Source organism: Prevotella sp. E15-22 (genome assembly GCF_023204875.1).
GTDB lineage: Bacteria > Bacteroidota > Bacteroidia > Bacteroidales > Bacteroidaceae > Prevotella.
The window spans coordinates 392006-415860 of record NZ_CP096247.1; the positions used below are offsets into that span (position 1 = coordinate 392006).

Consider the following 23855-nt stretch of genomic DNA (forward strand, 5'->3'; position numbering starts at 1 on the left):
ACAACGAGTCGAAGAAAGAATAGAAAGAAGGATTTTGGGCCATCACTAACGCCAATAATTTCTTTATGTCATTTGTTTAAACATTGTTAATTCTTTGTTGTTAATATATGAATTACTTGGAAGATCTTAGATAAAAATTTATATTTGCAACAGAATTATAAAACTATAAATAATAACTATTATGAAAAAAATTTTTTTTCTTTCTTTTTTGATGGTCTTGTCAACTATCAAATTGTATGCTCAGTTAAAAGTCTCAAATGACGGTAAAGTAAAAATCGCGTCTACTTTTACAAATTCACAGTCTTTGCTCACTGTGGGGAATAGCGGTTATTCAACAGGTGCTACAAGTATTGGCGTAATAGGTTCTCCAATAGTGAAAGACAGTAAAATTAATGTGGGAGTTCTAGGAAATGTTGTAGCAAATCAGGAACACTCCCATGATAAAAACTATGGTGTACTTGGTATTACTGGTGTGAATGGAAATCATGGACGCAACTTCGGCGTAAGCGGAATGATTGGTTTTAATCCAAATTATTCATATCTGGGCGGAGCAGGAATCTATGCAACGAATTATACTTATATGTTGTCAAATCCCGATAATATTCAGGGGTTGTATGCGGCTTATTTCCATGGTAATACAAACTTGCATGGTCGTACTATTGCACAGGAAATCTATACGCCTGCAGACGAAAGACTTAGTGGAAATGTTGAATCTATGTCTGTTAAGAGTAGGGAAAGCGGAAATACGCTAGACAATCTGCTGGAACTAAATGTTCTGGAATACAACCTCAAGAATCAACAAACGACAAGAGTTGCCGCTAACGCTGCGGACATGCCTGATGAAATCAGACAGGCTTATGAGTATATGAAGAAAGACGAAGAGAAAATGAATTCCCGTCGCCGCTATGGTGTTTCCGCTCAACAGCTACAGAAGGTCTATCCTAGTTTGGTGATGGAGGGACAAGATGGTTATCTATATGTGAACTATACTGAGCTTGTACCATTGCTTCTTCGCTCTATACAGGAATTGAAAGCTGAATTGGATGAAGTGAAAGGAAACGACGACAAGGTGAAGTATGCTCGTGCTGCCGATTTTGATGATGAGTCTGCTGATGTCAGCGATGCCACAAAAATCCCTTCAGTAGCTTCGCTTGCCCAGAACACTCCCAATCCCTTTACGGAGCGTACCACCATTCGCTTCACTTTGCCAGACAATACACGTAATGCCTACATTTACATTTTCGACATGTCAGGCAAGATGCAAAAGCAGATTCCCATTGACAGTTCTATGCAAAGTGTAACTATAGAAGGTTATGAACTAAGTGCTGGCATGTATATCTACTCTCTTGTTATTGGTGGTAAAGAGGTAAAGACCCGTAGAATGATTTTGTCGAAGTAAAAACTATGTATATGAAAAAAATATTATTATTATCACAGTTTTTCCTTTTTTTTATTGTGCCGGTCTTTGCAGAGGATAGCTTCCATTTGGATAAATCAATAGCAGAATCGAGGACTATTCGAAGAATGAACGTCTCATTTGAGAGTTCTTCATCATTTAGTTTAGAAAGAAGTAATTCTTATATATCGGGATTGTCTATATATGGTTCAATAAGAAAGACGTCTCCAGATTATTTTGTGAGAGTTCTGTTAGAAGACAAAAATCAGCATGAATATGTTATACTTGAAATGTTTGAGGAAATCTGTTCTGATGAAACTTCTTTATTTACAGATTATGCTGAGGAAACAGCTCTTCTGAATAACATCGAACCCAACAGAATTAAAGTATTTATAAGCAATGCGAGCATACAAATAGATTCAATTGCCATAGCCCAAACAAGATGTAATTCAAATGTTTTTAAATTCAATCAATCTAAGTTAAGGGATGCTCAAATTGCTAGTATCGTGAATAGAATAAATAAATTTAATACTGAAAACGATAGACCTTGGATTGCTGGCGCAACAAATCTTTCAAGAGAATCTTACGAAATAAAGAAAAGAAAGATGGGCTTTTCAGATGATGTTTCATTGGGTGGATTGGAGTATTGTGTCGGTGGATATTTTGTATTTGGTCACAAAAAGAAAAATAAAGAAAGGAATCTTGCAAACAACCCTTTTGTAGAATCTTTTGATTGGAGAAATCGGCATGGTAAGAATTGGCTGACTTCCATAAAAGATCAGGGCTTTACAAAATACTGTGTAGCCTTTTCTGCGCTAGGATGTGTAGAATCGTTAATTAAACTTTATTATAATAGATCAGAGTTAGAGGTTGATTTGTCCGAACAAGAAATAGCTTCTTGTGGTGATTCAATTCCCCATAAATTTTCCGAAGCCCTCTCTTTTAAAACGGTATCTGACTATATATGTAATCATGGCGTATGTGATGAAGATGCCTATCCTCTAAATGTTAATTACGATTATACAGAGGTCATTACGTGTGAAAGCGATAATATCGAACCAAATGAATGGTTCCAAATGGGAAGTGATGAGTACGTTGGACAACGGCTTAGAGATATAAAGACTGCTTTAATAACAAAAGGCCCCCTAGTCTCTGGCTGGAGGCCAACCTCTGGGCTGGGGCATTCTATGGCTTTGGTTGGTTATGGAACTTTGCATCAGGGAGATACAATAAGACTTTATGATTCAAGTGCAAATTATCCACGGCCACAATATTCGATTTCTCAAAGATATGATGGGTCCACTTATTGGATTTTTAAAAACAGTGATGGATTATCTGAGGGGGATCAAGGATATTATTATATCATTTTTGATGATATGATAGGTGATAATAGTAATGTTTATATCTCTAATATGAGTCCGGCTTTTGCTTTTGGTATGCCGACAGCATCTTTAAACTATACGGATGACGATATCATTATTGAAGATGCTGACGGTGATGGCTATTTTAATTGGGGGCTTGGCAGCAAACCAATTGGATGTCCTTCGTGGATTCCCAATGACGAAGATGGAGATGATTCTGATAGTACAAAATATAAGATGGATGAATATGGTCATCTTATGAGTGTTATGCAAAGAGATCCCTGTATCATGACTGTAGATTGTGATAACTATTCTGAAAATCTATTGCAAGGTGGAGATATTATTATTCCCAATGGTCGAAAATATACGTTATATGGATCTATGATTGGAATAGGGACAGCTTCTATTTCTGTTAAAAGTGGAGGTAAACTGGTTATTGATGGCGGTATTTGGGCTAATGCGAAACTGAATTTACATCCAGGTTCAGAAGTAATTATTAAGAATGCGGGAAAAATATACATGAGTACTGGTTGGTCGTTTGACGCTCCGATAGGATGCCAAGTTACTATAGAAAATGGAGAAATATGTGGGCCATTTGTGAAAAAATCCATGAAATGGCAATAAGTTCTTTAATTTGTCTATCTTTTGCAATAAGAAGTATTTTTAACTTATAAATTGATGACATATGAAGATGAAAAAATGTTTTATTATATCATTAATGAATCTGTTCCTCAATGTTCCCATAACGATTAATGCGTCGGCGTCAGTTTACCATCCCCTGCTGAATGAAGGTAAGGTGTGGAATATGTATTATTCGAACTATAGTCGTAGTTACGAGCTTACTATTTGCGTGCGAATCATAGGCGACACCATCGTTGACAATGAACAGTGTTACAAGGCAACCTCGGAAACGATAGATCGTGCAACGGGTAATGCCATCTCAAAAGGGGGCAGCGTTGCTGTTTTTCTTGAGAAGGACAGAAAGGTGTTCGAAAGACGGAATGACAATTGGCGTTTGCTCTATGACTTCAACCTGCAACAGGGTGATGTAAGTGTAGTCAACGATGTTACCCAACAAGAGGTTGTGGCTGTTGATGATGTCGAGGTTAACGAAAATTCTTTCCGCAGGATGACCTTGAAGGAAACCTATGTGTATAAAGGTGACTCAGTGAGTGTGACAGGCTATTGGGTTGAAGGCGTTGGCAGTAGTTTTGGACTTCTGTTACCAAACAATTGGACGGCGATGGATGGGCCAATGTATCTTGAGAGTTGCTATGAGGATGGGGAATGTATCTTCTATGCTACCGATTTCTATAAGTCTGGCGATACGACTGATATCAAGGCGACGAACCATGTACAAAGGACCAAGAACAACGTGCTCTTCGACCTCCAAGGTCATCGCCTCAATACAGAGGTCAAACATGGGGTGTATATCCAGAATGGAAAGAAGGTGATGAGGTGAAAGTAAACACACACAAAAACGCGAGACTCAGGAGCGAGCCTCGCGTTTTTGTGTATGTGCAGTGGGAAGGATTACTTCACCAGCAGTTTCTTGGTAGCCTGGGTGCTGCCCTGCTTCATCGTAACGGTGTAGATGCCGGCAGGCAGAGCGATGGCGGCATGACCCTTGACGGTGGTCTTGTGGCAGAGTTTGCCAGAGAGCGAGACGATGGTTACGTCAGTAGCCTCGTCGCAGGCGATGCGAATCTCACGATTGCCACCCTCGGCAGTAGCCAGGACGCTCTTTGTGTCGATGGCTGAGGTGAAGAGCTCGAAACGAGCCACCACATCGGTCACCTTGGTCACCACAAACTTGTTGCCAGTGATCTCAGCACCATTCACGCTGACGGCCTTGGCGACATAACCCTCGGCAGGTGTGGTCACCACAGTCAGCTCTGAGCCCTTCTTCACAGTGGTGCCACTCAACACCTCGGCATCGGCGCTGTCCTTCAGTGTGAGCTCACCATTGTCGCTGGGCAGGATATAGACATAAGAACGGTCGCAGCCAGTGCCGTCGCCTTCGTTCTTCATGTTAGAGATCCAGCCCTTGCCACTCAGGATGACGGTCTCGGCATGAGCCACGTCGTTTGACTTGTTGGTGGTGCCGTCCTCACCGTCGAACCACAGCTTGGTGGCAGTGGTGCTCTCCTCGGCCTCCTGACCAGGCGATACGTAGACGGGCAACAGGTGCATGAAGTCGTTCACTGTGCAGGCATCCCATGCGTTGGCACGAACGTCGACATACCAGATGCGCTCGTTGGCCGACAGGTCGAGTCCATCGAGCTCGTTGCGACTGGCGCTAAACTTCTCGAGCATCCAGTTCTTCGAGAGGTCGAGGTGCTTCAGCTTGTTGTTCGACACAGCCACCTCGCGCAGACGGGTGTTGTTCGTGAGGTCGAGACTGTCAATCTCGTTGCCGCTGGCCTGGAGGATATCCAGGTTCTGCATCTTCGAGAGGTCGAGGCGCTTGATATAGTTGTTGTTCACGTTGAGCTCCATCAGTTTGCTGTTGTTGCTCAGGTTCAGCGAGTCGAGCATGTCGTTCTTCACGTCGAGAACCAGCAACTCAGGGTTGTGTGTCAGGTCGAGCGTCTCGATGCTGGTGGTATAGGCCACGAGCTCGGCCAGTTCAGGGTTGTGGGTGAGGTCGAGTGCCTCGATATCATCGTTCAGGGCCACGTCGAGCGACATCAGTTTGGGCTGGTTGGTTACGTCGAGCTCCTTCAGTTCGTTGCCATAGGCCCAGAGGGTACGTATGTCACTGTTGTGCGACAGGTCGATGGCCTTGATGCGGTTGTCGATGCCGAAGCCATAGGGGAAGCTCTCCACGTTGATATAGGCCACGTTGCCATAGACCTTTACCTCAGAACCCTCTGTCTGGCCATCGAAATAGGTGAACTTCTTGTTGTTGATGGTGCCCTGCTGCAGACTGCCATCGCCCCAGTCGATAAAGATCTCGGCCTCAGGCTCGTTGCTGCCAAAACCATACTGACTCTCCTGACCAGGATAGACAGAGAAGGTTACGTACTTGTCGCTGGGACCAGCGTTGGCATCGCTGAACACAGCCTCCACCTCAGCATCGGTGGTGACGAAGAACAGTGAGTCGCTCACCAGCTGGCCATTGATCTTCACGCCCTTGAAGGTCATGCCCTCCTCGGCCTCGAAGCGAACAACGTTCACATAGCCTGGAATCACCTTGCCATCAGTAGCCTCTTCGTAGTTCTTTTCGAAGGCAGATGAGCCAATCAAACCAGAGAAATCGCGGCGATACACCTTGTAGGTGCCACCAACGGCCTCCTTCAGGGTCAGCTGAACGGGCTCCATCGAAGCCGAGCCGTTGCCCTCCACATCCACATTCCAGTTGCAGTCGAAGTCGTCGAGCACCAGGTATTTGCTGGCATCAGCCTCTGTGGCGCCAGTGGTGCCGCTGACGTAGATACGTCCACTTCTGTTGGGGTTGTGAATGGTGTTGTACATGAAATTCAGCGACTGAGCCGTGAAGTTCTGACAACCCCTCAGGTAGAGGTATCGCAGGTTGAAGTAGTTGGCAGTGAAGTCGAGATACGACAGGTCGGTAGCGTCGGCCGAGAGAGAAGTGAGGTACATCAGGTCGGACACGTCGAGCTTCTTCAGTGGCAGACTGTCGACGGTGAGTGAACCCAACTCAGACATGTGGCGCACGTCCAACTCCTGGATGCCAGTGCTTGCCACGTTCAGCGAGCGCATCAGGGTGTTGTTGGCCAGGTTCAACTTCTTCAGACCCTTGACGCCCTTTGCCGACAGTGATGTCAACTTGGTGTTGGCAGCCACGTTCAACTCCGTCAGGTTGGTGTTGTTCACAGCCAACTCAGTCAGCGCTGTCAGTCCACTCACGTCGAGTGCAGACAGTGCGTTGTCGTTCAGTTTCAGGGTGCTCAGCACAGGGTAGTGCTCAGGGGTGAAGGTGACATCCCACAGTGAGGTGTTGCTCAGGTCGAGCGATGTCAGACTGGGGAAGTTATAGTTGTCGTAGAAGTGCACCAGGTCTGTGTTATAGAGCGTGATGCCCTTCATGTTGGGGTTCTCGTCGGCAAAGGCCACGGTGGTCAGTTCGCTGTTGTTGTGCAGTTCCACATACTCCAGTTGTGAGAAGTCGCGCAGGTTCAGCATCTCAATATTGTTGTTTGACAGGTAGAGCATCTTCAGTCCGTAGGCATCACCCAGGTTGATGGTATAGTAACTCAGCTGGTTGCCGTTCAGTTCCAGCTTCCTCAGCTCGGCCTGCTCTTCCAGTTTGACACCAGTGAGTTCCTGCTCGTTGCAACTCAGTTCCTTCAGTTTGCCATAGACCTTGATGGTCTGTCCCATCACCTTGTGCTCCTTGCGCAGGGTGTAGAGCATGTCGGCAGGTGTCATCCAGTAAGCCTCCAGATGGCCGTCGCCCCAGTCCACCTTGATGGAATCGGCCTCGGCAGGAACAGGTGTCAGTTTCATCGTGCTGCCATATTCCTTGGCTGTGGTTAAGGTGATGACAGACTCAGCCGTCATGCTCGTTGCCGCAAAGAACAGCAACGCGAGAGTGTGAAAAATCTTTTTCATCAGAGTTTTTGTTGTGTTTATAATATTGAATTTAATTAAGTATTCTCTGTTTTGGCGTGCAAAGGTAATACAAAAATAGCACAATTTGGTATGTAATGCCCCTTATTTCCTTTTTTCTTCGTATCTTTGCAGTCTGAAACTATAATTATGCGTATTAACGTGAGAAGATTCCTTATTCCTTTACTGTTGCTGGTGTTCACATCGACCACGGCAATGGCGCAGGATGAAACAACCATTGATATCAGTGGTAACAATAATGATAAGAACTATAAGTCGTATAGTACGGCCATCTCTTTGCCTGCCAACAAGACGCTGAAGGTGAAGATGGCACGCTACTGCTATTTCTCGTCGAAGATAACGGGTTCAGGATTGCTGAAACTCTATTCTGGTGGCGAGCGCAGTTATCTGGGCACGGCCAAGGGAGCCGCCTGGGCCGACTGGTCGAACTATAAAGGCGATGTGCATATCTATGCCGACACGGCAAATGCCCCTGGCGCAGGCTACTATGCTGTGGTGCTGGCACATGGTGGTAAGTTCTTCTCGCCTGAGAATGTGGAGGAGGCCATTAAGAACACCCGTGTGAACAGAGCCATGGAGAACAATCGCGTGACACTGCATAAGGGTGCCACTATGCTGACCGAGGCCAATCAGAATGGATCGGGCTTCCGCATTGGCGAGTTGAACACAGAGGCTGGCTCTGTTCTTCAGGGCTATATGAAGGACAATCGTGCTGTGCACTATCTGCTGGGCTGCATGAACACTGATGCGACACTGGCAGGCACCATCACGCCCAATGGCAACAAGGAGGCCAACCTGCTGGGCATCATCAAGGAGGGTACTGGCACGCTGCGCATCACAGGTAATAACAACTTCCTGACGGGCACGTTGCGCGTCTTGGATGGTCGTGTGTTGGTGAACAACAACCGTGCTGAGACCGAGAGTAAGAAGCTGCGTGGCGCCCTGGGTGCTCTGAGTAATGCCTCGAACCCCATTGCCTACGTCTTTGGCAAGGGTGTGCTGGGTGGCACAGGCAGTATTGGCGGCACGGTGGACTGCTATGGCACCATCGAGCCAGGCGACGATGCTGCTGGCACGCTGACGATGAAAAACTATGTGACGCTGTCGAAGAACGCCAACCTGATTCTGCATCCTGCCTCCGTATTGCGCTTCAAGGTGCAGAACGCACAGTGCTACGACCAGCTGGTGGTGAACGGTAATGTGAGCTTCAGCGATATGTGCGAGGACTTCTCGACGAGCGACAAGATGCCGCAGGTGACTCTGGTGATTGACAGTATGGCCAACCTGAGCGTGGGCGATGAGCTGACAATTCTCACGGCCAAGGGCAAGACGGACTCGTGGCACTTCGAACTGAAGACGCCTCAGAAATATACATGGACCCTGGAGGAGCGCGAGACCAACAATGGCTATAGTGTGGTGATGGTGGTGACCTCGTTGAAGGACCAGGACCCTGACAACCCTGACAATCCTGATAATCCTGACAACCCTGACGAGCCGATGGGACCGTTCTATAACGATGGTATAGACGACAATGCCGACACGCATACCCTGCGTTATTATGCCGACCAGTGCGACAAGACCATCGGCATTGCGCTGTGCACGTATAAGGGCTATCAGAGCGACCGTGATGAGGCTGGCAAGCAGTTCCGTATGATGGTGGCCGAGAACGAGATGAAGATGGATGCTCTGCAACCTTCGCAGGGACAGTTCTCGTATGGCAGTGCCGACCAGTTGGTGACCTTTGCCAAGAACAACAGCATGAAGGTGCGTGGCCATTGCCTGGTGTGGCATCAGCAGGTGCCTGGCTGGCTGAGTTCTGATGGTAAGAAGAACGACAAGGGATGGACGCGTGCCCAGGCCCTGGACATCATGAAGAAGCACATTGACAATGTGATGAAGCACTTCAAGGGTAAGGTTGTTGAGTGGGACGTGGTGAACGAGTGTCTGGACGACGACCAGAGTGCCATCCGCACCAATCCTGAGGGATACACGCTGCGTCCTAACGTGTGGCTGCAGGCCATTGGCGAGGACTATATCGACTCGGCCTTTGTCTATGCTCATAAGGCAGACCCCTCGGCTGTGCTCTATCTGAACGACTATGACGTGGAGTTGCAGGGCAAGGCCAAGGCGGTGGCTTTCTATAACCTGGCCATGCGCCTGAAACGGAATAATATCCCCATCGACGGTGTGGGTCTTCAGTGCCACTTCTCTGTGGGCGATGTAGACTCGGTGAAGTTGGCCAACACCTTTACGCATTTTGCTGAGGCCGACATGAAGTGTATTGTCACAGAGCTCGACATGGGTATCACCTCTACCTCTGAGGCTGACCTGCTGGAGCAGGCTCGCAACTATCGCGTGGTGACGGACATCGTGCTGAATAGTCCTAACTGTCCCACGATGATTGTGTGGGGCATTAAGGATAACGACAGCTGGCGCTCTGGCTCTAATCCGTTGCTCTATACGGCTGGACTGGCCAAGAAGAAGGCTTGGTATGCTGTGCGCTCGGCCTTGCGCCACAGGGTGATTCAGCAGCAACAGGCTTCTGTTCAAGCACTTACGAACGATGCGCGTGATGTGCGCCCTTTTGTCTATGACCTCAGCGGAAGAATGCTGAGTGGTGAGACGTTGCGCCCAGGCTTGTATGTCGTGAATGGGAAAAAGGTGATCAAATAAAAAAGAAACCTATTTATCAAAAACTATAAAATGATGAGAAAAAAAGTATTAACCATTGTGCTACTGGCGGTTGCCACGATGACCGCATCAGCACAGAACCACCGTATGTGGTATGCCAGGCCTGCCGCTCACTGGCTGGAGGCTCTGCCCGTAGGTAACAGTCACATGGGTGCCATGATCTATGGTGGAACCGAGACCGAGGAAATTCAGTTGAACGAAGAGACGTTCTGGAGTGGCTCGCCCCACAACAATAACAGCTCGGAGTCGCTGGACAAACTGCAAGAGGTGCGCCGCCTGATCTTCCAGGGTAAGGAACGTGAGGCTGAGAAGATCATCGACAAGGCTTTTGTGAAAGGCCCTCACGGCATGCGTTTCCTGCCGTTGGGAAGCCTGAAGCTGAAACTGGGACATAAGGATGTGACGAACTATCGCCGTGAGTTGAGTCTGGGTGATGCCCTGGCCACCACATCGTATGTCTATAATGGCGTGAAATACGACCGCACGGTGTTTGCATCGCAGGCCGACAATGTGATTATCGTGCAGTTGAAGGCCAGCAAGAAGGGTGCGCTAGCGTTTGATGCCGCCTTTACTTCACAGTGTAAGGCACAGGTGTCTGCCACTGCGGACAAAGATGTCTCTATGCTGTCGGCTGTTGTTGACGGTGTAGACCAGGAAGGCGTAAAGGCTGGACTGAAAGCTGAGTGTAAGGTGCAGGTGAAGGCCGACGGTGCGCTGAAGGTGAACGATAAGACACTACGCGTTGAGAATGCCACCATTGCTACAATCTATATTGTGGCAGCCACCAACTTCGTTAACTACAAAGATGTGAGTGGAAATGCTTCGGAGAGGAACCTCAAGGCATTGGCTGCTGTTCAGACGAAAAGCTACAAGCAACTCTTGGCCAACCACATCAAGAAGTATCAGGAACAGTATAACCGTGTTGCTCTCAACCTGCCTAAGTCGGCCAACTCTGGTCTGGAGACGGACAAGCGTGTGGCTGCCTTCGAGAAGGATGCTACCGACCTCGACCTCGTTGGACTGATGATGCAGTATGGTCGCTACCTGCTCATCTCGTCGAGTCAGCCTGGTGGTCAGGCTGCCAACCTGCAGGGTATGTGGAACGACAACTTCAATGCGCCCTGGGATTCGAAATATACGATTAATATCAATGCCGAGATGAACTACTGGCCTGCCCTGATTGGTAATATCGCTGAAACGCAGGAGCCTCTGTTCTCGATGGTGAAGGACCTGAGCGAGACGGGTGCTATCACGGCTAAGCAGATGTATGGCTGTCGTGGATGGATGGCTCATCACAACACGGATATCTGGCGCATCGCTGGTCCTGTGGACGGCACGCCCTGGGGTATGTTCCCCACTGGTGGCGCCTGGTTGACCACCCACATCTGGCAGCATTATCTCTATACGGGCGATAAGCAGTTCCTGGCCATGTATTATCCTGTACTGAAGGGCGCTGCTCAGTTCCTCATGGACTATATGCAGGTTTATCCCTCGAATGGCGAGGTGAAGCAGGCTGCCGGTTGGCTGGTCACCGTTCCTACCGTATCGCCAGAGCATGGTCCCATGGGTAAGGGTACGAATGTCACTGCTGGTTCTACGATGGACAACCAGATTGCTTTCGATGTGCTGAGTCAGGCCTTGAAGGCTGCGAAGGTGCTGGGCAATGATGAGGCTTTTGTTGAGGAACTGGCATTTAGTCTGGAGAACATCGCTCCCATGCAGATTGGTCGTCATGGTCAGTTGCAGGAATGGATGATTGATGGTGATGATCCTCGCGATGAGCATCGTCATATCTCGCAACTCTATGGCCTCTATCCCTCGAACCAGGTGTCGCCTTACAGTCATCCTGACCTCTTCACGGCGGCTGCCAACACCCTGAAACAGCGTGGCGATATGGCTACAGGATGGAGTCTGGGTTGGAAGACAAACTTCTGGGCTCGTATGCTCGATGGTAATCATGCCTTTACGATTATCAAGAACATGCTGCACCTACTGCCCGACGACCGTTCTGCCCGTCAGCATCCTTTAGGTCGTACCTATCCCAACCTGTTTGACGCCCATCCGCCTTTCCAGATTGATGGTAACTTCGGCGTGTCGGCTGGCGTGTGCGAGATGCTGTTGCAGAGTCATGACGGTGCTGTGCACTTGCTGCCTGCGTTGCCCGACGACTGGAAAGATGGCGATGTGAAGGGTCTGCGTGCGCGTGGCGGTTTCGTGGTTGACGAACAGTGGAAGAAGGGTGAACTGCAGACGGTTACTATCCAGTCAACAATCGGTGGTACACTGCGCCTGCGTTCGTATGTGCCTCTGACGGGCAAGGAACTGACACCTGCCGAGGGCGCTTGTCCCAACCCATTGCTGGCTCCTGCCGAGATTAGGGAACCAATAAAATCGGCAGCGCTGTCTGATTTCCAGGCGCTGCCGATTCGTAAGGTGTATGAATATGATGTCAACACACAGGCCGGAAAGACCTACGTGTTTCGTCGTTAAAGTCGGATTTCGGTCTTAGAACCTGAATATTCAACTTGTTTCTGCTGGCCATTGGGCATCACAATGGTAAACGTTCTGGTCTTCAGCATACCAGGATAGTTGCCTTGACGATCTCCGATGGTCAGCACTTTTTTGCTGTCGTTCCACTGGAAGGTAATGGTGGCGTAGGCACCCTTCTCGTAGTTGTAGTTGTCGCCTTCGTCTTCGTAGAGCACGAAGCTGCCATTAGCACCTGGATAAACACGCATCTCCAGGTTGTCCCATTTCTTCTCGCCAACATACTGCATCTCAGGACCGAGGGGCAGGATGCTGCCTGCACGTACGAACATGGGTACACGGTCGATGGTGGTCTCGAGGGTGACGTTCTGACCGCCCTTATACTGCTTGCCAGTCCAGAAGTCGTACCAGGTGGTTCCCTTGGGCAGGTACTTGGTGGCTGTCTTGGTGGCCGACCAATCCACGCCCTGAGCATTCTCGCCCTTCACATCTTGGCGGTTCCAGCCTGTCATGGCATCGGTGCGGATGATCTTCTCCTCGGTATACTGAGGATTGACGATGGGAGCAGCAAGGATGCTGTGGCCGAACATGAACTCGTCGGTGGTGTTCCATACGTTCTTGTCGGCAGCGAAGTCGCTGAACAGCGGACGCATGTAGCTGTCGTTGTTCGAGGTGACCTGCCAGGCAGTGCTATAGAGATAGGGGATGAGACGATAGCGCAGACGGATCTGCTTCTCGATGGCGTCGTAGATGGGCTCGCCCTTCTTACCAAACTGCCAGATCTCGCGAGGAGCGTCGGCTCCGTGACTGCGGAACACTGGGCAGAACAGGCCATACTGCATCCAGCGTACAAAGAGTTCCTGGAACTGTGGGTTCTTGGGGGCAGAGCCGCTGCCCTTGGTGTTGTAGGAACCGCAGAAGAAACCGCCGATATCCGTGTTGAAGTTGGGGTTACCTGTCAGCGAGTAGCTCAGTCCGGCAGGCACCTGCTTGCGCAGCATGTCCCATGATGAGTTGACGTCGCCACTCCACATGTTGGAGCCATAGTGCTGCTGACCGGCATAGCTTGAACGGGTCATGATGAAGATGCGCTTACCCTTGTCGTCCTTGCGCTGGGCCTGATAGATGCCGCGAACAGTCTCCAGGGGGAAGGCATTGCGTTGTGAACGCCAGGTGCCGCCATAGACCTTATGCTCGTAGTCGCTCTCTTTGGGATTGAAGAAGTCGGGATCGGTAGAGTCCATCCACCAGGCATCACAACCGTAGTCATAGAGGGTCTTCAGGTATTTCCAGTAGATAGCGCGTGCCTCTGGATGGAAGGCATCGTACACCTTTACGCCAGAAGGATACTTCATGATGGGAGGCCATACGTGTGAGATACCACTCTGGGGCCAGGTCTCGAAAGGCATGAGCAGACCCTTCTCGTCGAGCTCGCGGAACTGCTGGGTCATAGGACCAAAGCTGGCCCAGATAGAGATCATGAAGTGGGCGTTCTTCTTATGCACATTCTGAATCATCTGCTTACCATTGGAGAAGTCCTCGGCGAGGAAGTCCATGGCGTTCCACAGGTAGTTACTGCCCCAGTACTGCCAGTCCTGGATGATGCCGTCGAGGGGCACGTTTAAGGCGCGATATTGGTCGACGATGCTCTCGGTCTCGCGAGCACTCTTATAGCGCTCTTTCGACTGCCAGAAGCCGTAGGTCCACAGGGGGAACATGGGGACGTCGCCACTGAGGTAGCGCATCTGGGCGATGACACCGTCGGCGCTCTTGCCATACATAAAGTAATAGTCCACGCCATCGCCTACCTCGGCGTCGAAGGTCATGCCGTTGGCATTGTCCTCAAAGAGGGTGGGGGAGTAGTTCTCCCAATAGATGCCCCAGCCCTTGATGCTCTGCAACACGTTCTGGAAGTCCTCGAGGTTCGACTGCTCCATGCGCTTCTTCTCGCCACGACGGTTCATCTTGCCGTTCTGGATGGTGCCCAGACCGTAGATGGCTTCGTCTTTATCCAGTGTGAAGGTCTGACGAGCCTCTTTTACATCGCAGTTCTTCTCTCTCAGAAGAACTTTTCCTTTGGCCGTGAGGAATGTCAGGTTGCCCTTCGCATCCTGCTTCACAGTCAGTTCGCTACTTGAGGTGATGTTACCTTTCTTCACCACTTTCACCTGTTCAGGCTTTGCAGTGATGACCAGTGTCTTGGTGGGTTGACCTTTCACCACGTGCACGATTGATGGCGTGATGAACTCAACCTTTACGTCTTGGGCCTGGGCCTCTGCCAGACCGATGGCCATGATGGCCAGAGAAAGTAGTCTCTTCATTCTTAAATGTGTTAGTTATAAAGTTAGTATTATTCTATGGAGATGATAAAGCTATAGTGATGCGGCTGGTTGCCGTCGATGGTATATTGCGGAAGGGTGCGCTTGCCCCAGGTGTCGGTGCCGCCCACGCCATGGATGTTCTGGTCAATATTAAGATTGACGAAACGTCTGCGCTGGATGTCATTGGGATGATGAGCGCCTTCAAGATCTTCCTCGCCGTAGTCCCAAGCACGGATGCAGAGGGGTTGAAGTCCCTCAATCCGTAACTTCTTGGCGTTATCGGAGATCTCGAACCAACGAATATCGCATCGGTTGCCATTGTCCTGTGGATGGATGTACTCCGTTTCGTATTCCGAAAGAGGCATTTCATATGTTCCAAGGAAGGCAGAGCGCTTGCGGTCAGGATAGTTCTCCCAAGGACCGCGACCATAGTATCTGATTTGTGTGTAGTCGGCAGGAATACGCATGCGCATGCCAAACTTCGGCATCACAGGACGGTCTTGAGCTGTTGGCTGGTAGTCCATCTCAACAAGGATACTGTGGTCGTTGATGACAGTGTAGTTCACCTTGACATCCTTTACTTCTTTCCACATGGCTACGCGGCGAGCGAAGCCTGCAGCATTTTGGTTGTCGTTCTCGGGCTTCCATAGATAGGGCTCCAACGGGGCCTGCAGGACTTCCTTTCCATCGACAATCCAAGAGGTGAGTGCGTTTCCATTGATGGTGACAGACCCATCCCCTTGCCCATCCCTGTGAAGGAGGGAAGTAGAGACTTTTGTATCGCTTTTCCAGTCCCATGCTTGGAGTACAAACTGCTCGCGGGCAATCGTAAAACCTTTCTTGGCCCAGGGCTTATCCTCCTTTAAATGAGCTGCGACATTGAGAACAACCTCGCTATCGTAACGCAGGGTGTCGTAGGTGATATCGTATTCATCAATGGATGTGAAATAGTCGTGATTGATGATATGGATGGTTCCGTCAGACTTGCGGATGAATTGCAGTGGTTGATAGACCTTTTGCACCTCATAGTAATGGGGGTGAGGGGTACGGTCAGGCGCAACGATGCCGTTGATGCAGAACTGCCCGTCGTTGGGTTTGTCGCCAAAGTCACCACCGTAAAGGTAAGTTCCGTCTTTTTCTATTCCCTGGTCCACCCAATCCCAGATGGCAGCGCCAACGATGCTTGAGTCGGCATAAATGACGTCCCAGTACTCCTGCAGATTGCCACAGGAATTGCCCATGGCGTGAGCATATTCGCGCATCATAAAGGGTTTGTCGCTCACTTTCTTTGCCTCGCGATTCAGTTCATCGGGATAGAGATAGCTGTCGTCCCAAATATCGGAATAGCGGCGGTCGCTGTCGTAGAACGGTGGACGGGTGGAGTCGAGTGCCTTCACCTTATGGTACATGGCCTCGATGTTGGGGCCTTGGGCACCCTCGTTGCCCAGACTCCAAAGGATGACGCTGGGGTGGTTGAAGTCGCGCTTCACCAATGACTCGGCTCTGTCTACATGGGCCTGCTGGAAGGTGAGGTCTTCGCCCATCACCTTGTTGGCATAGCCATAGCCGTGGGTTTCGTGGTTGGCCTCGTCCATCACATAGATACCCCATTTGTCGCAGAGCTCATAAAGGTACTCGCGGTCGGGATAGTGAGAGGTGCGTAGGAAGTTGACGTTGGCCTGCTTCATCAGGCGGATGTCTTGTTCGTAGGTGGCATCATCGACATAGCGTCCAGTCTTGGGATGATGGTCGTGACGGTTCACACCACGTAACTTCACGTTTTTACCATTAATCTTGAAGACCTCGCCAACGATTTCGACCTTCTTTACACCGAAATGATAGGCAAATTCTTCATTATTCTTACTGTCCTTCGTGCCAAGTAGTTGCAAGGTGAAGGGATAAAGCCAAGGCTTCTCGGCAGTCCAAAGACGAGGTGCACCATTATAGTGATACGTGAGTTCGACGATTGTTGTATCGCCTGCATGTAACTTTGATATGCGCTGGTTGGTTATGTTCGTATGGTTAGGATTGACGTTGACACCATACAGCTCTGGACAAGCCATCTGCAGTTGAACCAACAGATTCTTTGCCGTTCTCTTGCCTGTATTGCAAACAGCAATCTTTGCATTGACTGTGAACTGTGAGTAGTCGGCATTGGGAACAGCCGTCACTTGATAGTCGGCAATATGTACCAGTGGTCTTACCCACAGTTGAACACTGCGGAAAATGCCACTCAGACGCCACATGTCCTGACACTCCAGATAGGAACCGTCGCTCCAGCGATAGACCTCAACGGCAATTTTGTTTTTGCCTGCCCGCATGTACTTTGTGATATCGAACTCGGCTGGCGACATGGAGTTCTGACTATAGCCTACCTTCTGGCCATTCACCCATAGGTACATGGCTGAGTGTACACCTCCGAAATGAAGAATCAGGTTCTTCGAGAGCATGTCCTTCGTGACGTCGACAAACGTAACATACGAACCCACTGGGTTGCGATTCTCGTAGGCTGTCCAGTCTTTGGGTGGCTCACTGGTCACACTGGGACGGTCTTTTGCAAAGGGATAACTCATGTTGACGTAGATAGGCGTGCCATAGCCTTGCAGTTGCCAGTTGCCAGGCACGGTAATTTTGTCCCAATGGCTTACGTCGTAGTTCTCTTTGTAGAAATCGATGGGACGCTCCTCGGGATTACGGCTCCAGTGGAATAGCCATTGTCCATCGAGCGAGACAATCTCCTTGCAGTCTTTCTGCTTGGATGGCAGTTGAAGTGTGGCATGATAGGGGAGCTTGTTGATACCCAGCACGGCAGGATTCTCCCAGTCGTGTGTCTGTGCCTGTGTCTGCAGGGCCAACAATGCTGCCAGTATAACGAGAACTTTTCTCATCGTTTATTTCGTTTTGATTGTTAGGTTCGCTGTGGGTAGACTGCTCTTGATGCTGACCTGAGCATTACCTTTCTTATGTGTGTTGCGTACTACCAGCAAGGCACGTCCCTTCCATGTCTTTACACGAGACGAGGTGTAAGGTTCTGTGTCTTTGAGGTCGGCAGAGGCAAACGACAATAATGTACCTTGTCCCTTGACAATGGCCTCGCAGGGAATGGTAGCTTCAGGACAGACGCGACCGTCCTTGTCGACCACCTCGATGTTGACGTAGGTAAGGTCCTGGCCATCGGCAGACATGACGGTGCGGTCGGGAGTGAGGCGCAGACGAGCTGGTTCACCGGCAGTCTTGAGCATGACGCTCTTGCCACCAGCTTCAGCACGCAGCGTGCCTGGTTGATAGTTTACGGTAAAGACAGCCTTGAACTCGGTTTTGCGACTCACCTGTTTGGTATCGATTAGTTGGTCGTTCAGATAGAGTTTTACCTCGGGCTCCTTTGTATATACCTCTACCTCAATGGTTTTACCTTCCCAACCGGTCCAGTTCCAACTCTCCCATGTGGGCCATACGCTCCACATCGTCGTTTTGATCTCGCCATGATAGCCATTGGGTTCTTTGACGGCCATGTAGAGTGGTGTGTCTTTGTTCCACAGCATCTCGCGGTAATGACTGATGGGCTTGCGCCAGCCGGTGATATCAACATCGCCACAGGGGGCACCGTGCCATTCGGGCTGACCACCTTCAATCCACGACTCACCCTCTCGTTCGCCTTTATAATAGTTGCGACCGATGCCGCTCTCGCCCAGGTAGTCGAGACCCGTCCATACGATATCGCCCACGACATAGGAGTAGTCATTCGCAACCTCCCAGTTCTTGAAGGCATCGCGCGGATAACTCTCCGTCTGCCAGATGACGCGTTTGGGGTCGCGCTTGTGGTCGCTGTCGTGTTTGAAAATCATGTAGTTATAGCCTACCACATCGAGCACCTCGGCATGCGGGTCGTAGATCTCCCAATCGCGATCCCAGGCACAGAGGGCCTCGGTTACAGGACGCGTGTTATCTATTTCCATGATGGCTGCCTTTAACTGGCGGGCGGTGGTGATGACGCGGATGTCCTTGCGCTCGATAACCTCGTTGCCAATGCTCCATGAGATGACGCTGGGGTGATTTAAGTCGCGCTTCACCATCGCATGGATATCCTCACGATAGCACGAGTCGATGAGCGTAGAATAGTCGTAGGGATTCTTCTGTGTGCGCCAGCCATCAAAGGCCTCGTCGATAACCAGCATACCTATTGAGTCGCATGCATCAAGGAAAGCACGTGTAGTAGGGTTGTGCGAGGTGCGAATCAGGTTGAAACCAGCTTCTTTCATCTGCTTTACCTTGCGAACTTCTGCAGCATCAAACGCCATGGCGCCCAGCACACCGTCGTCATGATGTACGCAGGCACCGTTGATAAGCACCTTCTTGCCATTGAGCACGAAACCTTTCTCTGCATCGAAGGAGAAGGAGCGGATGCCGAACTTCACACGCTGTTCACCGATGATACGTCCTTCAGACTTCAGACGGATGGTTGCCTCATAGAGGTAAGGGTCTTCGGGTGACCAGAGATGAGGCTGCGCAATGTCATAGCTGAGTACGTAGGTAGCCACCTGTCCTGGCTTCAACGGCGTGTTTTCTATCTTTTTCTGTTCTGGTTTCTTATCTGTGTCCACCTGCACCAATTTGAGTGCCTTAGGCTGTCTAACGGCATGATTAGAGATATGCACCGATGGTGAGTATGACCGCTTGGGACCGTCGTTGTGAAAGGTGAAGGTGCCGCCTTTGAAAGTCACCTCTACGTCGTCAATCTGGCGTGTCTGTTGACCTTCGTTCTCAATCCAGATATTCATGTCAACGCGGGCTTGTTTGTCGCTGACCTCTAGTGTCTTGACAGCAATGCCATTATCGGCGATATGCAGCGCAGGCATGGTCTCCAACCATACATGGCGGTAGATGCCAGAGCCTGAGTACCAGCGACAGTTGGGCTGCTCGCTGTTGTTGACCTTGACGACAAGCTCATTAGATTGTTTCTTGTCCTTATTGAGATAATTCGTTACGTCAATAGTGAATGGCGTGTAGCCATAGCCGTGTTGTCCGGCCTTCTGTCCGTTGACGAAGACCTCTGCCTTCTGATAGACACCTTCGAAATGGAGCTTGGTGATATCGGCATTAGGTGTCTTGAATATCTTGCGATACTCACCCTTGCCGCCTTCAAACCAGCCACCGCCGGTACCTGTGGCTCCTTTACCAGAGTTGGGACCTTCGTAGATGTCCCAGTCGTGAGGCAGGTTTACACTGATGGTCTTGCCATTACGTGTGAACTGCCAGTTGTCGTCAAACAGCTGCCTGTTTTGTGCAGTGGCATTTATGCCAGCCCAAAGCATCATAGATAATAGTAGTGTTCGTCTCATTTTGATATTCTGGTTTTAACGAATTTCAATATCACCATAGCTCATGCGTTCACCTTCTGCTATCCGATCGGCATCGAGCTTGATAATACGGGCTTTTGTGGCAGGAAACTTAATGGTCTGCCATATGGGATTATTAACAATGTTAGAGAATTCTCCCGATGCGAGCTTGGTCCAATGTGACCAGTCTGTAGAGGCCCAAAGGGTGTAGTGAGTGATAAGGCCATTCTTTGTTCCTTGTGGTGGCAAGTAGCGGAAGGTCGTAAATGTCTGTTCTTGGTCCCAGTCAATCATCATCTGTGTGGGACTGCTGAAGAATATATGCAGGCCTGATGATTTCTTCTCACCAGAATCCTGAATGTCGGCTGTGAGTTCAGGAGCGAGGTAAACGCCCAGTTTCTTAATGATTGGTTCTGCTTTCGTATCAGTAATTGAGAAACGGAGCTTTGTGGCTTTGACTGTTGGGAAGCAGATAATGCGGCGGTGGCCTACTGTGGTGAGACCATCACCATTATCTACCAATGCGTCCTTTAATGACCGCCATTGTCCATTGACGAGAGCTTCTAAAGTGAACTTCTTGACACGTTGTCCTAAAGCGATATTCTCCTCTGCTAAAAAACGGTTAAATGATGTGGGCTTTTTGAAACTAATGATGTATGAACCGTTTGTGAGTTTAGGAGATTTCACTTCCTTGACAATGTTCTTCTTGAATATTTTGTCTATCATTTTCTTGAAGGCGATGCCGCGCAGACTGTCATTGGGGTGGATCCGCCCATTGGGAGCAATTGGAAAGTTTAGAAGTAATGTGGAATTCCTGCCAACGGACTTATAATATGTGTCCATGAGTCTTGACAGACTCTTCACGTGCTCGTTCTCCGTTTCATGATAGAACCAGCCTGGACGGATGCTGGTATTTGTTTCGCCAGGACACCAAACGTCGCCATCTTCCACACCGAAATGCAGCATGTGATAAGGCGTATCGCCCTTTGAGGGCATCAGACTCCAGTTCGTCTCGCCAACATTGCCAGCCTCGGTACCCACCCAGCGCAGGTCACCACGGTCACCACCATCGTTCCAGATGACAGCATTGGGCTGCAACTCGCGAATCATCTTGAATGTTTCGGCCCATTCGTAGTAGGTGCGTCCATCAATACGACGTACCTCGTTGGCACCGCCATACCATCCGTCACCACCGTTGGCACCATCGAACCACACCTCAAAGATGTCGCCATATTGGGTGAGCAATTCGCGCAACTGATTGCGAAAATAGGTAATGTATTCTGGTTTACCGTAGTCTGGATGATTTCTGTCCCACGGTGAGAGATAGACGGCGAACTTCAGTCCTTCCTCGCGACAAGCATCGGCCAACTCTTTCACAACATCACCTTTGCCATCTTTCCATGGTGTGCTCTTAACGCTATACTCTGTATATTTCGAAGGCCACATGCAGAAACCACAATGATGCTTAGCCGTGAAAATGATACCCTTCATGCCTGCTTGTTTGCAGACGCGTGCCCATTGGCGACAATCGAGGCCGGAGGGATTAAACAACTTCAAGTCTTCGTTGCCAAATCCCCACTCCTGATCAGTATATGTGTTCATAGAGTAATGGATGAAAGCATACATTTCCATCTCCTGCCAGCGCAATTGGTTTTTGCTTGGTATAGGACCATATGGTTTTGATTGTGACCAACACGGCAATCCTAGGAAGTATATAACAAGTAATAATATGGCCTTTTTCATGTTGCTGTTAATTGTAATAATGGTTGCAAAATTACAAAGAATATATGAGAAAATACAAAATGGTATGCAGGATTTAATAATTATATGGTAGGATAAAATAAAAATCTGGGTCTTGTGGTTGAAGACCTGGACTCTTTCGTTACCTTTTTATTATCTTTTTACCGTTACTAATATATATTCCTGATTTTGTTGGGCTGATTACTCGTTGTCCATCTATGTCGTAAATGGGGGTGTTAGGTGCTTGGTTGTGTGTGGGTGTCTCAATGCTAGTAGTTACATAGCTATTAGCAGTCAGACTTAGTTGTCCAATGATGCAGTCACTCCATTCAGATGCGGCACTATATAGTGCAATGACATAGTCGCCCTGTTCAGTGATATCAAACTCGAAGGTCTGTTGGGTGGGACTACTGAAATTGTTAGAGGCCACGTTGCCAATATTGATGTTTGGTGTGTAGGTCTGGCTGGCAATGCTTTTACCAGCTCGAGTCTCAATGTCTAATTCTACCTCTCCGAAGTCTGCCATGTTCCAATTGCAAATCTTATATTTCAGAGTGTAGTGACCAGGAGCCAGACTAAGCGTTGTACCTGCACCACTGAGTCCGAATTTTGCATAGCCCTGTTTCGTATTTCCATTGATATTGCGGAAGTAGAGACCGTAGTTGAAACCTTTCGATGAACCAGTGAACTGTAGCACGCGACAGCCTGAAGTGTAACCATTGCTATAACCAGTGCGGCGTTCGTTGCTGTCATAGGTTGTCCATCCTGCGGGGATGGCACCTCCCTCTTTGAAATCTGTTGAGAGCGTGAGAGTTGTTGGTTTCTGAAGTGTTACTTCAACAGTGGCTGTACTCGTTTCGCCATCGTTATCGGTAGCGATGGCTTTGAGGGTATGTTTGCCTGTTTTGGTTGTTGCCAAAGTGGTTTTGTATGGCTTCTCTGTGCAGGTGGCGAGAAGCGTTGTACCATCGTAGAACTCCACCTTCTCTATGGTACCATTCGGGTCGTCAGCTGTAGCCGTGATGTTGACCTCGGGGAATGATACCTCTCCTTGAGGGCCAAAGCTGATGTATTTAATACCTGTATTAGGCGAGGTAATCTTGACGTTGGGTGAAGTCTTATTCAGTGAGAAACGTTTGCAGAAATTCCATATTTCTTTACCGGTGTACACCTGTTTCTCTTTGCAGATCCAGTGTCCTTTGTTTGGCAATTCCAACAGTCTGACCTCAACACCATCGTTGCCAGGTCCCCAGATATGCATCTTGGCACCGTTGAATCCATTGTAATTGTTGGTAATAGTCGCTGTTGTGGGACAGCCGTTATGATTAATCCATACATTGAGCGCAGGTTGTGCACCACTGAAAGCACAAGTCTCATCGCTGGTACCATGAATGTGCAGGATGGGAATGGGGCGTACATTGGTATTAGCCGTAGCACCCCCCATGGGATAACCACTTACAGGACAAAAGGCTGCGATAAGGTTTGGAATCTTGTTCATGGCGTGATAGGTTAGCATGCCGCCCATGGAGAAACCGCCAAGGTAAACGCGGTTACGGTCTATTTTGTGTTGTGTCACCATTTTGTCGATAATGGCCTTGATGAAGTTGATGTCACGATCGCCAGAGGTGTCCCATGATTTGTTGATGCCATTGGGGAAAACAACGACAAACTTGGCGGTGTCGCATACAGCCTCCATGCTTACTTGGTCATTCTTGAATTCACTATTCTGCATCCAGTTTGCATCCTGGTTATAGCCGTGACAGAAAATGAGCAATGGACGCCCCTCACCGAGGTTACTTGGTGCATAGACGTTGTACGAGCGGCTTGTGCCGCCTACAGTGATATTGTCGGCTAGCGCAGGCATCAGTCCTATAGCAAATAGGAGTAGCAATAAAATGGTTTGTTTCATAATGGTAATTTAGTTATA

General features: G+C 49.2%; 11 protein-coding genes. 5 read left to right on the forward strand and 6 right to left on the reverse strand.

Annotation, left to right across the window (positions count from 1 at the left end):
- The first annotated feature begins 181 nt into the window (after nucleotides 1-181).
- From M1D30_RS01495 to M1D30_RS01505, 3 genes are all read left to right on the forward strand, one after another.
- Nucleotides 182-1399, forward strand: coding sequence for a T9SS type A sorting domain-containing protein (locus M1D30_RS01495; RefSeq protein ID WP_248505518.1), 1218 nt, complete (start codon nucleotides 182-184; stop codon nucleotides 1397-1399).
- An 11-nt stretch (nucleotides 1400-1410) separates the two neighbouring features.
- Entirely contained in the window at nucleotides 1411-3381 is a 1971-nt protein-coding gene (locus M1D30_RS01500; RefSeq protein ID WP_248505520.1) for a C1 family peptidase, read from the forward strand.
- 67 nt (nucleotides 3382-3448) lie between these two features.
- Entirely contained in the window at nucleotides 3449-4219 is a 771-nt protein-coding gene (locus tag M1D30_RS01505; protein ID WP_248505522.1) for a hypothetical protein, read from the forward strand.
- 71 nt (nucleotides 4220-4290) lie between these two features.
- Here M1D30_RS01505 and M1D30_RS01510 read toward each other — a convergent pair whose 3' ends face one another.
- Nucleotides 4291-7335: a T9SS type A sorting domain-containing protein gene (locus tag M1D30_RS01510; protein WP_248505524.1), complete on the reverse strand. Its 3045-nt coding sequence runs from the start codon at nucleotides 7333-7335 to the stop codon at nucleotides 4291-4293.
- 147 nt (nucleotides 7336-7482) lie between these two features.
- Here M1D30_RS01510 and M1D30_RS01515 point away from each other — a divergent pair, with 147 nt between their 5' ends.
- Together M1D30_RS01515 and M1D30_RS01520 are read left to right on the forward strand one after the other, a co-directional pair.
- Entirely contained in the window at nucleotides 7483-10026 is a 2544-nt protein-coding gene (locus M1D30_RS01515; RefSeq protein WP_248505527.1) for an endo-1,4-beta-xylanase, read from the forward strand.
- Nucleotides 10027-10056: 30 nt separating this feature from the next.
- Nucleotides 10057-12534: a glycoside hydrolase N-terminal domain-containing protein gene (locus M1D30_RS01520; protein ID WP_371874149.1), complete on the forward strand. Its 2478-nt coding sequence runs from the start codon at nucleotides 10057-10059 to the stop codon at nucleotides 12532-12534.
- Here the strand turns inward: M1D30_RS01520 and M1D30_RS01525 are convergent.
- From M1D30_RS01525 to M1D30_RS01545, 5 genes are all read right to left on the reverse strand, one after another.
- On the reverse strand, nucleotides 12531-14852 hold the full coding sequence (locus M1D30_RS01525; RefSeq protein ID WP_248505529.1) for a TIM-barrel domain-containing protein: 2322 nt from the start codon (nucleotides 14850-14852) through the stop codon (nucleotides 12531-12533). The two genes, M1D30_RS01520 and M1D30_RS01525, sit on opposite strands and share 4 nt — an antisense overlap.
- Before the next feature lie 29 nt (nucleotides 14853-14881).
- Nucleotides 14882-17740: a glycoside hydrolase family 2 TIM barrel-domain containing protein gene (locus M1D30_RS01530; RefSeq protein ID WP_248505531.1), complete on the reverse strand. Its 2859-nt coding sequence runs from the start codon at nucleotides 17738-17740 to the stop codon at nucleotides 14882-14884.
- 3 nt (nucleotides 17741-17743) lie between these two features.
- Entirely contained in the window at nucleotides 17744-20191 is a 2448-nt protein-coding gene (locus tag M1D30_RS01535) for a glycoside hydrolase family 2 TIM barrel-domain containing protein (protein WP_248505538.1), read from the reverse strand.
- Nucleotides 20192-20206: 15 nt separating this feature from the next.
- Nucleotides 20207-21790: an alpha-L-fucosidase gene (locus M1D30_RS01540; protein ID WP_248505541.1), complete on the reverse strand. Its 1584-nt coding sequence runs from the start codon at nucleotides 21788-21790 to the stop codon at nucleotides 20207-20209.
- Nucleotides 21791-22070: 280 nt separating this feature from the next.
- Nucleotides 22071-23837 (reverse strand): Ig-like domain-containing protein, encoded by a 1767-nt coding sequence (locus tag M1D30_RS01545; RefSeq protein ID WP_248505556.1) that lies wholly within the window; start codon nucleotides 23835-23837, stop codon nucleotides 22071-22073.
- Between the last annotated feature and the right edge of the window lie 18 nt (nucleotides 23838-23855).

What these genes read in the sequence shown, in the direction of transcription:
- M1D30_RS01505 (WP_248505522.1), top strand. Translation starts at nt 3,449, where the DNA reads ATGAAAAAATGTTTTATTATATCATTAATGAATCTGTTCCTCAATGTT.
- M1D30_RS01530 (WP_248505531.1), bottom strand. Translation starts at nt 17,740, where the DNA reads ATGAGAAAAGTTCTCGTTATACTGGCAGCATTGTTGGCCCTGCAGACA.
- M1D30_RS01510 (WP_248505524.1), bottom strand. Translation starts at nt 7,335, where the DNA reads ATGAAAAAGATTTTTCACACTCTCGCGTTGCTGTTCTTTGCGGCAACG.
- M1D30_RS01540 (WP_248505541.1), bottom strand. Translation starts at nt 21,790, where the DNA reads ATGAACACATATACTGATCAGGAGTGGGGATTTGGCAACGAAGACTTG.
- M1D30_RS01500 (WP_248505520.1), top strand. Translation starts at nt 1,411, where the DNA reads ATGAAAAAAATATTATTATTATCACAGTTTTTCCTTTTTTTTATTGTG.
- M1D30_RS01495 (WP_248505518.1), top strand. Translation starts at nt 182, where the DNA reads ATGAAAAAAATTTTTTTTCTTTCTTTTTTGATGGTCTTGTCAACTATC.
- M1D30_RS01515 (WP_248505527.1), top strand. Translation starts at nt 7,483, where the DNA reads ATGCGTATTAACGTGAGAAGATTCCTTATTCCTTTACTGTTGCTGGTG.
- M1D30_RS01525 (WP_248505529.1), bottom strand. Translation starts at nt 14,852, where the DNA reads ATGAAGAGACTACTTTCTCTGGCCATCATGGCCATCGGTCTGGCAGAG.
- M1D30_RS01520 (WP_371874149.1), top strand. Translation starts at nt 10,057, where the DNA reads ATGATGAGAAAAAAAGTATTAACCATTGTGCTACTGGCGGTTGCCACG.
- M1D30_RS01535 (WP_248505538.1), bottom strand. Translation starts at nt 20,191, where the DNA reads ATGAGACGAACACTACTATTATCTATGATGCTTTGGGCTGGCATAAAT.
- M1D30_RS01545 (WP_248505556.1), bottom strand. Translation starts at nt 23,837, where the DNA reads ATGAAACAAACCATTTTATTGCTACTCCTATTTGCTATAGGACTGATG.